This window comes from Siminovitchia fortis (assembly GCF_003605365.2).
Lineage (GTDB): Bacteria > Bacillota > Bacilli > Bacillales > Bacillaceae_C > Siminovitchia > Siminovitchia fortis.
This window is the reverse complement of sequence record NZ_QYTU02000040.1, coordinates 1-14,657: the sequence shown is the minus strand read 5'-3', so window position 1 is coordinate 14,657 and position 14,657 is coordinate 1. Positions and strand designations below refer to the sequence as shown.

The following is a 14,657-nucleotide window of genomic DNA, read 5'->3' as shown; positions in this document are numbered from 1 at the left end:
TTGTTTGCCCGCGCTGAGCAAGGCGCTTGCGCTTTTCTTTAAGGAGGTGAACCGAGCAATTTAGCCTGAAACGCCTATGATTCTATGAAGTCCTTTTTTAGCATATTCATTATTTTGAAGGGAGAGAGAAAGATGGATTTAATTTTAAAAAATGCGCTGATTCCGCAGGGGGATCGCAAGGTAAAGACCAACATCCTGGTCGATGATGGAAAGATTGTCGGGTTTACTTCAGCTCTGAATGGTTTTTCCGCTGACAGGGTCATTGATATGAAAGAAAACCTGGTGGTTCCAGGATGTATTGATCCGCATACACACTTTATGGATCCCGGCTTTACCCATCGTGAAACGTTCACAACGGGAACAAGATCAGCCGCTGCCGGCGGAGTGACGACCCATATCGATATGCCGTGCTGCAGCAAACCGTCTGTAAGGGATGCCGAAAGCTTCCATAAAAAACTTGCGCCGCTGAAAGATCAAGCCTACATAGATTTTGCTTTCTGGGGCGGGATGACAGGGGAAGATGTCCGGGAAGGGCTGCTTGACAATATCCACCCACAAATCGATGAAGGCGTCGTTGCTTTTAAAGTGTATATGACTCCGTCCGTTCCTACTTTCCCTAAGGTTTCGGATGCAGAGATGCTTGAAATTTTCAGCCATATCGCTCCAACAGGAATGCCGATCGGTGTCCATGCGGAAAACTATGATATTTGTACATTCTACTCTGAAAAGCTGAAAAAGGAAGGCCGCCTTGACGGCCCGGCATGGGCGGAAGCCAGAATGGCCCTTGCTGAAAAAGCAGCGATCCAGCTCATCATCAGCTTTGCGGAAGCAACGGGAGCCCGTGTACACGTCGTCCACATGAGTACAAAAGAAGGCGTGGAGCTCGTAAGGGAAGCGAAAAAGCGCGGAGTGAAAGTGACGGCAGAAACATGTCCTCATTATTTGATGCTTAATGCGGAAGACTCCATGTCGGAACGCGGCACATTCGCCAAAATTGCCCCGCCGCTCCGGGAGAAAGATGACAATATCGTCCACTGGCAGGCTTTGGCTGACGGAACAATCGACTTTGTCGGAACGGACCATGCCCCATATGAAATCGCCACGGAAAAAGATGCGCCGGATTCAACGATTTGGAACAGCTTCCCTGGAATCCCGGGAGTGGAAACGATGGTTCCGATCCTTGTCAGCGAGGGGTTGAATAAAGGCAGGCTTTCACTGTCACGTTTTGTTGAAGTGACAAGCCGAAATGCCGCGATCCATTTCGGGATTTATCCGAAAAAAGGCGCTATGGAGATTGGCAGCGACGCCGATTTCACTGTCATCGACCTTGAACGTGAATATACGATCGATGAGCAAAAGACGGAGTCCATGGCAAAATACAATCCGCTTCACGGCTTGAAATTGAAAGGAAAGCCGATCCAGACAATTGTCCGGGGCCGTGTCGTCTATGACGAGGACAACGGCGGAATCGTCGGGGATGCAGGATACGGGCAATTCGTCAAAAGGCAGAGCATCCAAAGCCTTGAACGCGTCATTAAATATGAAACGTACGAAGAAGGGGCGAAAGAGGCAGAAGCCAAGCCTCGTGTAGAAAAAGCATTGAGAAGAGATTTGATCACAAACTAAGGAAGGAAGGATATGTATGACACAATTGAAAGGTGAAAAGCATGCATTGGTCATCATTGACATGCTGAATGATTTTATTGGCGAGAAAGCTGCGTTGCGATGTGAGAATGGTGAAAAAATCGTCCCGAAAATCAGGGAGGCTATCGATTTTTGCCACGAGAACGGAATTCAGGTGGTACACGTCCAGGAAGCCCATCGCAAAAACGATGCGGACTTCAGGGTAAGGCCGGTCCATGCAATCAAAGGAACATGGGGCTCGGAGTTTATTGAGGAACTTCAGCCTGAGGAAGACAAGGGCGACTATATCGTACAAAAGCGCCGCCACAGTGCCTTCAGCTATACGGATTTTGACTTGTTCCTAAGAGAAGAAAAAATTGATACGGTTGTTCTCACGGGTGTCTGGACGAATGTTTGCGTCAGAAGCACAGCATCAGACGCCTTGTATCACGGATATAACGTCATCGCTTTGTCCGATGCAACGGCTTCCCAGGATGATGATATGCATCGCGGCGGGCTGCGGGATATTGGAATTTTCGGTGAAGTCATGACAACCGAGGAATATATGGATGCCGCCAAAAAGAAATTCTCCCAAGACGCACAGACGGTCTAAGCCGGTGGCGCCGGAGACTGGAAAATGAGAATTATCGTCGGCATAACGGGAGCAAGCGGATCATTGTATGGATATACATTGATCCGTGCGCTCCATCAATTGGGAATTGAAACCCACGTAGTTGCTACCGAAACGGGAGTAAAGGTACTGCAATTCGAATGCGGCATAAAAATGGAAGATTTAAAAGAGTATGCTGTCGTCCATCATAATCAAAATTTGTTTGCTTCCATTGCGAGCGGCTCTTTCAAGACGGATGGGATGGTCATTGTACCTTGCTCAATGAACTCATTGGGCGCAATTGCCAACGGAGTGGGGGATACTCTGTTGACCAGGGCTGCGAGCGTAGTCATGAAAGAAAGACGAAACCTTGTCATCGTGCCAAGGGAGGCTCCGTTTCATGTGATCCATTTGCGGAACATGACAACATTGGCCGAAGCAGGGGTTTCGATTTTACCGGCGAGCCCGGGCTTTTATCACCGGCCGACGGAAATATGGGAGCTGGTGAATTTTATCGTTGCCAGAATACTGGATGAATTGGATATTGAACATGAATTGATGGAGAGATGGGGTGAGAAAAATGAATCCCCTTAATATGAGAGAGTTGCTTGCTGATTGGGACAAGCGTGGATTATTGCACCGTATCAAAAAAGAGGTCAGTCCCGAATATGAACTGGGCGCTGTCGTCAGGGCGATGAAAGGGGAGCAGCCAGTCCTGTTTGAAAATGTCCAGGGCTATTCCGTTCCCATGGCCGCAGGCTTGGGCGGAAGCCGGAAGTTTATGGCTGACAGTATGGGTGTTGATGAGACGGAATTGCTTCCAAAGATGGTTGATGCCATCATCAATCCTCTTCCCACAAGGCTTGTCCCGACAGGACCTGTTCACGAAAACGTCGTTTTGCCTCCGTTCGATTTGGACGACTTTTTTCCAATACCGACCTTTCATGCAGAAGACTGTGGAGCCTATTATGTTTCAGGCGTTCTTGTCGTAAAAGACCTAGAGGGAAAGAAAAGGTACACGTCCATCCGGAGGATGAAGTTTATTGGTGGAAACAGAACGAATATTGTCATCACTTCCCCTGAGCTGAACCGGCAATTCGCGCATTTTGAAAAAAGAGGGGAACCGATGGAGATTGCCGTCATGTTCGGAGTGGTCCCGGCAGTCGTGCTGGCATCACAGGTCAGCACCCATTTATTCCATGCGGATAAATTGGATGTGTCCGGAGCGCTTCTCGGACAACCGCTGGATGTGGTCCAATGCAAGACAGTGGACATAGAAGTTCTTGCAGAGGCCGAAATCGTTTTGGAAGGAAAAATACTTCCGCATGAAAGGGATCCGGAAGGAGCTTTCGGAGAGCTCGGCGGTTATTATGGCGGGAATGAGCCCCAGCCGGTTGTCGAAATGACAGCCATCACCTACCGCAATAATCCAATTTCCCAAACCATTTTCCCCTCAAGTTCGGAAGAAAGACTGCCGATGTGCCTTGTCCGTGAAATGACTTTGATAAGCACGGTCAGGCAAACGGTTGAAAATGTAAAAGCGGTCCATGTGACGATGGCTGCCGCAGCACGTCTGCACGCTGTCATTCAAATCGAAAAGAGGACGGAAGGCGATGCCAAACAGGCTGCGATGGCCGCATTTGCCAGTGACAAAGATTTGAAGCATGTCGTTGTCGTTGATGACGATGTCGATATTTTTAATCCCGAGGATGTCGAGTGGGCGATCGCCACTCGCTGCCAGGCTGATCAGGATGTATTCATTATCCCGGGGGCAAAGGGATCTCCCTTGGAATCATCACATAATTTAAGAGGCATATCTGCCAAAATGGGGATAGATGCAACATACCCGCTCTCCGAAAAAGAGATGTTCAGAAGAACATCTGTCCCTGTTGAGATAGATTTGAATGATTACTTATAAGCCATGAGGCGAAGGCGGGTGAAAATGGATGAGTGCAATAGGATTAGTGGAAACAAGAGGGCTGACGGCAGCGATAGAGGCTCTGGATTCAATGGCAAAAGCCGCGAATATCTCACTGGTTGACATGAAAAGGGTCGGATCAGGCCTGGTGACTGTCATCGTAGAAGGAGATGTTGCAGATGTGAAATCCGCGGTGGAAATTGGACGACTTGCCCCTGAAGCTGCCGGCGGAGAGCTGATTTCATCAAATGTCATTCCACGGCCGCATCCTGAGCTGAAAAAGATACTTTAAAGGGAGGTGTAAAAGTTGTCGGATCTGATGAAGCAGGTGGTACAGGAAGTCCTTAAAGGAAATAAAACGATCATATCGAATAGAGTGGATAATGCAAACAGGCAGCCTGCCAGCGCTTCCCTTGGTGATATTAAAAGGCCGAACTACCAGCGGCTAAAACAGGAGCAAAGGCTTTCCGTACTGGAAAACTCAAGTCCGCCATCTGCCGGATATAAAAAACCTGCAGCCCAGAGCCGCCCGAATGGATTATCAGATAAACATTTCAATGAGGAGTCTATATCGAGGCTCAGATCGATTTCCATGGCTCAAGGGAAAGTATCAAGAAAAAGCGGTGTACCTGCACGAGGCGGCAATAGGCAGGCGAAATCCGCCAAAATGATCGGTCATACGCGAAACGGAGGCTGCGTCTGGTTTTTCCCGGACCTTCCACAGGAACTGATGGGAAGCTTCCACCGGCCGTTAAACAGAGCAGCGGTAGGAGCAGTAAAAATGCCTGAATGCCTGCCCAGCTATCTTTTACTGGTGAATGAAATTATTCGTGACAATCAGGACATAAAGTTCTACATATCATGGGAAAGAGGCGGTGATGCACCTTTTACTGCCGAATTTTATGACAATGATGTTGACAGGCTTGAAAGGGTCATGAATGAGATCTATCAAAAACTTAACAGGCGCTCTTTGAAGAATTTTGAAACATTTACAGCCATTTCCCCAAGTCCATGGCTGACGAAGCAGCTTAACATCAGCCTGTCGGTGGATGCGATTGCCATCTTGGAAGGAGTCTCGTATTACTCAAGCATCGTGTTGATGGATTCCTTGCTGAAAAACTTTGAGAATACTGGAATCGACTATGAAATTGAGGAAAAGTATTTGCTGTTGAAAGGAAATTATCATGTCATTTCCGAGCTTGTTACGGAGCTGAAGAAAGAAGCGGGCAGGCTGACAAGCGCAGACAAGATGACGATTTAGGCCGGAAAGGAGGATGGGGTGATTGTTTGCACTGGGACTGATAGAGACTGTCGGTTATACAACAGCGGTTTCGGCGGCAGACGCTGCGGTGAAGGCGGCAGATGTGGAGATCATCGGCATGGAAAAAGTGATTGGAGTCAGCGGTTATGTCGGAGTAACGATACATCTTTCCGGTGATGTTGCAGCCGTCACATCGGCCGTGGAAGCAGGAAGAAAGCAGGGGGAGCTGATCGGGAAAATCATCTCAACGGATGTCATTCCAAGGGCCCACTCAGAGGTCAGCCAAAAGCTGTTGAGCAAATTCCTTCTCAAGGAAACCGCGGAGAAGAAATCTCGAAATGAACCGCCGCCGGCAGCGGAAAGCATCAAACCGAAGAAGAAAACAAGTAAATCTGCAGGGACCCCAAAATCAGGCAAGGTCCAGCCAAAAACAAAGGACATACAAGCCGGTGATGCTGCTGCAAAGGACGCCGCCGAAAACGGGGATGGAGAGAAGAAAGCTTAATGTGCGTGTTCGAATGACAAATCAGAAGGTCGACTAAGAGCGCCACATCCTGTGGCACCGTCGACACTAGCACGTCCTGTGCGTCGCAAGAAGGTCGAGGCGGCTAGTTTTGCGCAGCGGAATGTATGCTTTTAAATACATGAGAAGCACAGAAACGAGCCAACGAAGAGATTCGCCGCTTATCATTTGGCGACTTTTTGAACAACCTCTTAAACGATCTTAAACTAACAAGGAGGGTTTTAATATGGGTGGAGAAGCTTTAGGATTGGTGGAAACAAAGGGACTAGTAGGAGCTGTTGAAGCGGCAGATGCGATGGTAAAGGCTGCAAACGTTGAAATTTGCGGTTATGAAAAAGTAGGTTTCGGTCTCGTAACGGTTATGGTGCGTGGAGATGTTGGTGCGGTAAAGGCCGCTACGGATGCGGGCGCTGATGCAGCTAGCCGCGTCGGGGAACTGATCAGCGTCCATGTCATTCCAAGGCCGCACAGCGAAGTTGAGCGTGCGATTTTGTCAAAAGGTGAATAAGAGTGCTTCTTAACCGGCAAAGCGCTCTGGCAGAGTCGACTTTGCAGGAGCTGTTTTACAGGAATATGAGCAGCATTGAAGATGCGCGCCCCAAAACAGTGCTTGCTCTCCTTTTCTATCATATGAATGGGATGGACGAAGGATTAAAAAGATTGAAAGAATTAAATGTGGGTTACGGCAGGCATTTAAGAATCCGGGTATGCCCTGATCAGCCGGTTCCTGATCATTTAAATATAACAGAGCTTGCCCGCAAGGCCGGAGTTGACGATTGGATTTCATTGAAGGATGCGGAAAAACTGAAAGAGAAGGTGGACTATTTTTATATTCCGGTCCTGCCTTTTTCAACGGTTTCGGAACTATTGCAATTCAATGATAAACATCGGCCTATCAGGCTTCTGTTATGGGCATTGATGAGCGGAAAGAAAGTCAGTGCATACGCTGCAGGGGCAGATCCCTACCATTCGATTTGGAAAGAGGCCGGATTGGACAATGGATCGTCTTTTTTAAAGCATGAAATGAAAAAGCAGTTGCAGCGGCTGGGGGGATTTGGAATTCAATTGTTCCAAAACGCTGAACAGCTTCAAACATATTTCAAACCGGCCGCATTACGAAAAGAAAAACAGGTCGTAACGGCCGAAACGATCAAAAGGCATGCCGAAGCGGGGAGCCGGTTTATTGAAATTGGACAGGGAATGATCATAACGCCGTTGGCGCGGGACGCTGCGCAGGAATATCGAATGGAAATCACCGAGAAAAGGGCGGGAGAAATCTATGGAAATGGGAATCGTAGTTGGAAGAGTAACAGCAACCAGAAAAGATGAAAGATTAGTTGGAACGAAGTTACTTGTTACCCGGCCAATCGGCCTGGACGGTACCCCCCTGGATTCTCAGCCCATTATTACTGTTGATACGGTTGGCGCAGGAATCGGCGAAAAAGTTATCTTTGTCAAGGGAAGCATGGCCTCAAGGGCCATGCATAACAAGGATGCTCCTGTGGATGCAGCGATAGTAGGAATCATCGACAGTTTGGAATGAGAGAGGAGAAAGGGTGGAGAGTGAAATATGAAGGCTGAGAATATAAAGAAGGCCGTTCAGTACCGAAAGTTGATCGACGTCCTCCTGGATTCCAACCAGTATGCGGATATTGTACTGAAGGACGGATATGTCATCAATACGGTCACCAGGGAAATTTATGAAGCGGATGTTGCGATAAAAGGCGAGTACATACTGATGGTGGGAGACGCGAGCGGCCTGATCGGCAGCAAGACAAAAGTTGAAAACGTCAGAGGCAAATTTGTATCACCCGGGTTTATTGATTCTCATATGCACTTTGAGAGCGCGATGTTGACTTGCACAGAATTTTCACGACTATCGATCCCTACTGGTACAACTACAATCGTTGCTGATCCGCATGAGATTGGAAATGTTTTGGGTGTTCACGGGATGCAGGAAATGATCAAGGAAGCCAAGACGTTGCCGAACCAGATCTATTTTACTGTGCCTTGTGCAGTTCCGGATGCCCCCGGGCTTGAAACGGCAGGCTTTGATGTAAATTCTTCCCATATGGAGGAACTTTTGAACGACCCTTATGTACAGGGAATCGGGGAAATTCAAAGCTTCAGCAATATCGGTCCGGTATATGAAAATGCTCCTGAACTGATCGACGATCTCGTTGCGGCAGTTTCCTATGCGGAAAGCATTGGGAAGACGGTTGAAGGGAATGCGCCGGCTTTATTTGGAAAAGAACTCGCTGCGCATATCATCAGCGGCGGCGGCCACGTATCGTGCCATGAAACAACGACAAAAGAAGAAATGATGGAAAAGCTCCGCTACGGAGTGAGTGTGTTTATGCGGGAAGGATCTTCCCAAAGAAATATGGCGGAATGTATCCGTGCCATCACTGAAGAAGGAATGGATTCAAGGCGTGCGATCCTTGTTTCAGATGACATGGTTCCGGAAGATCTCTTAAAAGACGGCCATATGAATGATATTATCAGGCGGACCATCGCGCAAGGCGTAGATCCGGTTGAAGCGATTCAAATGGGAACGATCAATCCGGCAACACACTTCGGATTCAAGGATGTTGGGATTCTTGCACCCGGAAAGCGCGCCAATATTGCAGTCATCAGCAATTTGAATGAAATGGCGATCGATCAGGTTTATCTCAATGGAAGCCTGGCAGCGGAAAGGGGCCAACTGACGATCGATCTGGGTTCCTATACTTATCCTGAAAGTGTGAAGAAATCGGTCAAAAGAGGACCAGTCAAAGTGGAAGATCTTCATATCACAGCGAACGGAAGCCGGGCACGCGTACGGTCAATCGTTGCCATCCCGTTCCAGAACCTGACAGGCGCGCAGGAATTCAATTTGAATGTTTCCGGCGGTGTCGTTCAGCCGTGCCTTCAACAGGATGTACTTCCGCTCATCGTGGTGGAAAGACATGGAAGAACAGGAAATATCGGAAAGGCGTTTTTGAATGGATTTAAGCTTCAAAGCGGAGCGATAGCGGAAAGTGTGGCACATGACACACATAATATCATTGTTACAGGCACCAACTACGAAGACATGGTAACAGCCGTGAACAGGGTCATTTCAATGGACGGCGGAATCGCCATGATCAAAGACGGCAAGGTGGTCGGTGACCTCCCATTGAGAGTCGGGGGCCTGATTACGGATGAGCTGAGCGGACAGGAAGTAAGTGAAAAAATCGCCGAACTGACAAGACTGGCGAAATCGGAACTTGGCTGCGGTATTCCTGTGCCATTCATGCACTTGTCCTTCTGGTCGCTTGTCACAAGCCCGGAATGGAAGATTACGGATATGGGGTTAATTGATGTAGATAAATTCGAAGTACTTTCCCCGGTTGTAGAATAGAAGGGAGGCAGCTTAAATGGGTATCAGACTGGTTGACCTTTCACAGGAAATCTATCAGGGCATGCCGGTATTTCCCCTGCATCAGCCTACACATATTTGGCAGAACATTTCCCATGAAGAAAGTTTGAAAAAAATCGGCTTTGAATTCGCCACAAACAATATCCTGATCAACGAGCATGGCGGAACACATACAGACGCCACTTACGAATTCGATCCAAATGGCAAATATATCAATGATATGCCGCTTGAATATTTTTACGGGCCCGCTGTTTGTCTGGATGTTTCCCACGTATCCCCGGATGGCTACATCACGCCACGGGATCTGGAGTCCGCACTGCAAAAATCACAGCAGGTTCTTGAAAAAGGGGACATCGTCCTTTTATATACCGGCCATTATAACCGGAAGTTTGGAACAGATGAATGGCTGACGCGGTATACCGGCCTTAATTACGAAGGGGCGAAATGGCTTGCCGAAAGAGGTGTGGTCAATATTGGCATCGATTCCCCTTCTGTTGACAACCCCAAAGATGAAAAATATTCGGGCCATTTAGTCTGCCGGGAATACGGAATATCCAATACGGAAAACTTGACCAACTTGGATCAGGTTGCCGGAATGCGTTTCCTCTACTTCGGCTTGCCGCTCAAAATTAGAAAAGGGACAGGATCGCCCATAAGGGCCGTGGCTTTATTTATCGATTAAACGATCAGGAAAGAGGTGTTTTTTGATGGTGAATTCAGCACGGGAACGAATCAGGGAAGAGATAATCATACCGCCGTATGAGGGCAGAAGCGCTCTGTTGAAACCGGGTGAGGAATTGATCATTATTGATATGGAAGGCAAGCAGGTCGGCGATTTTGTCTGCTTCAACAAAAATGATCCAAAGGAATTTGTTTCGCCTGTTCATATGAGGGCTTCCCTCAGCAGCATCCGGCTAAAACCCGGGGATCCTTTATACAGCAACAGACGCCGCCCGTTAATGACGTTTGTTGAAGATACAGTCGGAAAACATGATTTCTTTTTCCCTGCATGTGACTACTATCGCTATAAAATTGACTTTGGCATGGAAGACCATCCGAATTGCCACGATAACCTGAATAAAGCGTTGGCTGAATTCGGTTTAGGCAATGAGCCCGTACCTGATCCAATCAACTTTTTCATGAATAATGTATTGGATGACCAGGGGGATTATGAAATCCATGAACCGCTGTCCAAGCCCGGCGACTATGTCCGCCTGAGAGCTCTTGAAGAAGTTGTCATTGCTTGTTCAACCTGTTCACAGGATATGGCTCCGGTAAATGGCTTTAAGGTGACCTCCCTTAAAATGCAGATTGTGGAGGCGAATTGAATGGATGCTGTCCGGTTTTTGCAGGAAATGATTCAAATTGATAGCTCCAACCCGCCCGGAAATGAAGATAAAGTATCAAAAATGCTGGCTGAAAGATGTGAATCAGCCGGCATCCCTTACAAAATAACCCAGGTTGAACCGGGCAGGAGCAATTTTGAGATCCGTTTAAAAGGTGAAAGTGATGGAAAGCTGGTCATTTGCGGGCACATGGATACGGTGTTGCCGGGGGAGCAGTCGTGGATGTACTCTCCTTTTTCCGGAGAAATAGTAGGAGATAAGCTGTATGGACGCGGTGCATCCGATATGAAAAGCGGTCTTGCCGCCATGTACCTGGCTGTGGAATCATTGTTTAAGGAAGGAAGAAAGCTTCCGAAGGATATTGTTTTTCTGGCAACAGCAGGCGAAGAAGTAGACAGCTGCGGAGCGCGGACATATTTGGAAGACGAAACAATGGAAGATGTGGAAGCCCTTGTGATCGGCGAACCGACCAATGAAAAAGTCGTCATAGGACATAAAGGCGCCTTGTGGATAGAAATTGTCACGCTTGGAAAAACGGCACACGGCTCCATGCCGGATAAGGGAATCAATGCAGTCGAGTGGATGCATAAGGTGATAGGCATGCTTGATTCATTAAAGAAAAAATGGAAAATATCTGCAGAACCACTTGGCGAAAGCAGTTTGGCTGTAACGAAAATAAATGGAGGAGTCCAAACGAATGTCATTCCTGACCGCTGCAGCATGTCTGTGGATATCAGATCCGTACCTCCTCAATCCCACGAACAATTACTCACTGAAATTAAAAACAATTTAAACGAACTGTTTTCGGAAGAAGGTTCCCCGGACTTTTCGGTCAATCTTCAATTGGACCGGCCGGCCATTTTAACAGATGAGTCGGATAAGTTGATCCGCCTGGCATTGGACTTGAAGAAACAGGATTCTTTATACGGAGTCTCCTATTATACGGATGCTGCTGTATTAAATCCGGAAAGCCGGACCCCAACGCTCATTTATGGCCCCGGTGATGAAAGCCTCGCCCATCAGCCCAATGAATACGTTGATATCCAAGCTTATTTAAGGTCCATCAACTTTTATAAGGAGTTGGCTGTGAAATTTTCAAAAGAGAAAAGCAAAAATATATAAAGAGAGAGAGGGGAAGATGGCATGCCCAGCATACTGATCAAAAATGCGCAAATCGTGACCATGAATGCCCAAGAGGAGATTATTCAAGGTGATTTGCTGATTGTGGATGATAAAATCAAAAGTATTGGCAAGGATTTGGGTAATCAGGCCGATCGGGTGATTGATGCGACGAATAAGACCGTTATCCCGGGATTTATCCAGACGCATATTCATCTTTGCCAAACGTTGTTCCGGGGACAGGCGGATGATCTTGAGCTGATGGATTGGCTTCAAAAAAGGATTTGGCCGCTGGAAGCTTCACATGATGAAGAATCAAGCTATTATTCAGCTATGCTGGGTTTGGGGGAATTGATCCAAAGCGGAACAACGACCATTGTGGACATGGAAACGGTCAACCATACCGATTCTGCCTTTCAGGCTATGGCCGAAAGCGGTATACGGGTCCTTGCCGGAAAAGTGATGATGGATATGGGAGATGATGTACCCGATCTTTTGCTGGAAGATACGGCAAAGTCGATCCAGCAAAGTGTTGACCTGCTGGAAAAATGGAATCAATATGACAACGGACGGATCCAATATGCTTTTTGCCCACGGTTTGTTGTTTCCTGTACCGAAGAGCTGTTGGTGGAGGTCCGTGATCTGTCAAATCACTACAATGTCAAAGTTCATACGCATGCATCGGAAAACCGGAAGGAAATCGAAATTGTTGAACAGCAAAGAGGAATGAGGAACATCGTTTATCTTGATCATATTGGCCTTGCAAACGAGAAACTGATTCTTGCACATTGCGTCTGGCTGGATGATGAAGAAAAACGGATTATCAAAGAGCGCGGCATCAAAATGAGCCATTGTCCGGGCTCCAACCTGAAGCTCGCATCAGGAATAGCAGATGTGCCTGATATGCTTGAGCTGGGAGCCAATCTCAGCCTGGGTGCAGATGGTGCGCCATGCAATAATAATCTCGATATGTTCAATGAAATGAGGATGGCCTCCCTCATTCAAAAGCCGATTCACGGGCCGACCATCATGGACGCCAAAACGATATTCAGAATGGCGACGATCGGCGGTGCAAAGGCTGTCGGGCTTGAAGATCAAATAGGCAGCCTTGAAGTCGGAAAGAAAGCGGATGTCGCTATTCTTGATTTGAACAAATTCCACACATTCCCATCTGCCGAAGTTGATCCGGTCCCCAGAATCGTCTATTCGGCAACAAGGGCAGATGTAGAATCAACGATTATTAACGGAAAAATTGTCATGGAAAAAGGGACTGTCAAAACGGTTGATAGAGATCTGGTGCTCCAAGAATCAAATAAATCAATTAAGCGGCTATTAAAGAGAATCCCGTCGATTATGAAAGTTTCGAGCTGATAAGTAGACACAGGGTGTTAACCTAGTCAGGATTGTTGAACTTGAGGGTTAAACAGAAAAACACAAGGCCTTAATTTTTTTAAGGAAGCCTTGTGTTTTTTTATTTTTCGGAATCGACATGACAGGTTTTTTGCAAGAGTCAAGTTCCATAACAGGATATAAGCAATAAGGCATAGTATAAAGTTCTTGTTTTTTGATTTCTTGGACTTCATGATTGAAATTAAAATTCTCTTTTTGTATGATCGGAAGGTTGAAAATGTAATGATTGGAGAGGGTTTGATTGAGAAGTAGAATGACAGTATTACTGCTAAGCCTGTTTGTAGTATTAGGCCTTGCAGCATGCGGCAACAATGAGGCGGATACGGATACAAATAAAACGCCGGCTGCAGCGGAGAATAGTGAGAAAAAGATGGATGACAATAAAGATAAAAAAGCTGAGGGGCAAGAGGAACAAACGGCAAAGGTTGAGTTGGAAGATGAACAAATTGGTGTGACGATGGATGAGTTTAAAGCCCGGTTTAATGAAAAAGCTCCTTCCGACGACAAGGTCGATTTCAAAATGGGTGATTATAGCTGGCGCGATCGGGATAAAGGTCTCAGCACTGCGGGATTCGACTTTAGTGAAGATTACGCAGTTACAGCAATGGCCAAAACGGGTAATGAGGAATTGAAGGCTATTCTGCTGGAAGTAAAGGGAGGCGATTCTACTCGCCAAACTGCATTCGATTTGATCAGAGCTATAATGGAATCCTCCAATCCGGAATTGACGAAAGAAGATATAGATGGATTAATGAAAGATCTGAATCTGACAAATCCTGATGGCGATGGAGATGACACGGTTTCCCAAACTGCCCGGGATGGACTGAAGTACTTAGTGAATGACGAAAGTTCACATTGGCTGGAGTTTGTTGTAGCCAATGAAACTGATACTGATTTTGAAGCGGAATAGACTTTGAGCAAATAAGTACCACAGTGCGTTATCCTAGTCAGGATTGTTGAACTCGAAAGTTAAACAGAAAAACACAAGGACCTTAGCTTTTTTAAGGCAGCCTTGTGTTTTTTACTGGTATAAAATTAAATTACTTCATCACGGAGCGGGTCGCATTAAAAATGATTTCTCCCTTTAAAAGAAGATCCAAATGCCACCACCATTCATCTACTGGCTCTTGTGATTTTGAAAAATCTTATACTTGGCTGACGTATTCATAAATGGACTTTATATTACTCAGTAACTTCATATGTGGCAAGCATCTTTTTCTCTTCTTTAGATAAAGAGATTTTATGGAGTTCACTTCGGATATGGAACGTTTCAATCATTTCAAACGGACTTGAATGAATGTCGTCTGTTCCTTGGCCGTATAATTGAATTAATCGGAGATTTTCCATTGTAATACCTCCTTGATTGTCCCCGAGTAAGTATAGCCTTTTTCGTTGGATAAATACTTTTCCGGGTTCCTATTATAATTTGAGCTAAATAAATTATATT

17 protein-coding genes are annotated in these 14,657 nt (G+C 46.6%); 16 read left to right on the top strand and 1 reads right to left on the bottom strand.

The window, feature by feature from the left end:
- The first annotated feature begins 132 nt into the window (after positions 1 to 132).
- The 16 genes from allB (at position 133) to D4N35_RS14880 (ending at position 14,120) form a co-directional block, all read left to right on the top strand.
- Positions 133 to 1,626 carry an allantoinase AllB gene (gene allB, locus D4N35_RS14955; protein WP_120075129.1) on the top strand — a complete coding sequence of 498 codons (1,494 nt, stop codon included), beginning with the start codon at positions 133 to 135 and terminating at the stop codon, positions 1,624 to 1,626.
- A gap of 16 nt (positions 1,627 to 1,642) precedes the next feature.
- Positions 1,643 to 2,236 (top strand): cysteine hydrolase family protein, encoded by a 594-nt coding sequence (locus D4N35_RS14950; protein WP_120075126.1) that lies wholly within the window; start codon positions 1,643 to 1,645, stop codon positions 2,234 to 2,236.
- A 24-nt stretch (positions 2,237 to 2,260) separates the two neighbouring features.
- On the top strand, positions 2,261 to 2,827 hold the full coding sequence (locus tag D4N35_RS14945) for a UbiX family flavin prenyltransferase (protein ID WP_120075124.1): 567 nt from the start codon (positions 2,261 to 2,263) through the stop codon (positions 2,825 to 2,827).
- Positions 2,814 to 4,151, top strand: coding sequence for a UbiD family decarboxylase (locus D4N35_RS14940; RefSeq protein ID WP_120075122.1), 1,338 nt, complete (start codon positions 2,814 to 2,816; stop codon positions 4,149 to 4,151). The genes D4N35_RS14945 and D4N35_RS14940 overlap by 14 nt, the downstream gene beginning before the upstream one ends.
- 28 nt (positions 4,152 to 4,179) lie before the next feature.
- Positions 4,180 to 4,443 (top strand): BMC domain-containing protein, encoded by a 264-nt coding sequence (locus tag D4N35_RS14935; RefSeq protein ID WP_120075120.1) that lies wholly within the window; start codon positions 4,180 to 4,182, stop codon positions 4,441 to 4,443.
- A gap of 15 nt (positions 4,444 to 4,458) precedes the next feature.
- Positions 4,459 to 5,412 carry a hypothetical protein gene (locus D4N35_RS14930; protein ID WP_120075117.1) on the top strand — a complete coding sequence of 318 codons (954 nt, stop codon included), beginning with the start codon at positions 4,459 to 4,461 and terminating at the stop codon, positions 5,410 to 5,412.
- A gap of 22 nt (positions 5,413 to 5,434) precedes the next feature.
- Positions 5,435 to 5,917 carry a BMC domain-containing protein gene (locus D4N35_RS14925; RefSeq protein WP_120075115.1) on the top strand — a complete coding sequence of 161 codons (483 nt, stop codon included), beginning with the start codon at positions 5,435 to 5,437 and terminating at the stop codon, positions 5,915 to 5,917.
- A 244-nt stretch (positions 5,918 to 6,161) separates the two neighbouring features.
- Positions 6,162 to 6,443, top strand: a complete 282-nt coding sequence (locus tag D4N35_RS14920; RefSeq protein ID WP_120075113.1) for a BMC domain-containing protein — start codon at positions 6,162 to 6,164, stop codon at positions 6,441 to 6,443.
- A gap of 2 nt (positions 6,444 to 6,445) precedes the next feature.
- On the top strand, positions 6,446 to 7,264 hold the full coding sequence (locus tag D4N35_RS14915) for a hypothetical protein (RefSeq protein ID WP_120075111.1): 819 nt from the start codon (positions 6,446 to 6,448) through the stop codon (positions 7,262 to 7,264).
- Positions 7,215 to 7,478, top strand: a complete 264-nt coding sequence (locus D4N35_RS14910) for a EutN/CcmL family microcompartment protein (RefSeq protein ID WP_120075109.1) — start codon at positions 7,215 to 7,217, stop codon at positions 7,476 to 7,478. The genes D4N35_RS14915 and D4N35_RS14910 overlap by 50 nt, the downstream gene beginning before the upstream one ends.
- Before the next feature lie 27 nt (positions 7,479 to 7,505).
- Entirely contained in the window at positions 7,506 to 9,317 is a 1,812-nt protein-coding gene (locus D4N35_RS14905) for an adenine deaminase (protein ID WP_120075107.1), read from the top strand.
- A gap of 16 nt (positions 9,318 to 9,333) precedes the next feature.
- Positions 9,334 to 10,017 carry a cyclase family protein gene (locus D4N35_RS14900; protein ID WP_120075105.1) on the top strand — a complete coding sequence of 228 codons (684 nt, stop codon included), beginning with the start codon at positions 9,334 to 9,336 and terminating at the stop codon, positions 10,015 to 10,017.
- Positions 10,018 to 10,042: 25 nt separating this feature from the next.
- A complete protein-coding gene (locus tag D4N35_RS14895; protein WP_120075103.1) occupies positions 10,043 to 10,663 on the top strand; it encodes a DUF1989 domain-containing protein in 621 nt (206 codons plus the stop codon).
- Positions 10,664 to 11,803 carry a M20 family metallopeptidase gene (locus D4N35_RS14890; protein ID WP_120075101.1) on the top strand — a complete coding sequence of 380 codons (1,140 nt, stop codon included), beginning with the start codon at positions 10,664 to 10,666 and terminating at the stop codon, positions 11,801 to 11,803.
- A gap of 21 nt (positions 11,804 to 11,824) precedes the next feature.
- Entirely contained in the window at positions 11,825 to 13,171 is a 1,347-nt protein-coding gene (locus D4N35_RS14885; protein WP_120075099.1) for a 5'-deoxyadenosine deaminase, read from the top strand.
- Between the two features lie 280 nt (positions 13,172 to 13,451).
- Positions 13,452 to 14,120 (top strand): hypothetical protein, encoded by a 669-nt coding sequence (locus D4N35_RS14880; protein ID WP_128205417.1) that lies wholly within the window; start codon positions 13,452 to 13,454, stop codon positions 14,118 to 14,120.
- 272 nt (positions 14,121 to 14,392) lie between these two features.
- Here the strand turns inward: D4N35_RS14880 and D4N35_RS18205 are convergent, their stop codons facing one another.
- A complete protein-coding gene (locus D4N35_RS18205) occupies positions 14,393 to 14,557 on the bottom strand; it encodes a hypothetical protein (protein WP_164876397.1) in 165 nt (54 codons plus the stop codon).
- Positions 14,558 to 14,657: the final 100 nt, after the last annotated feature.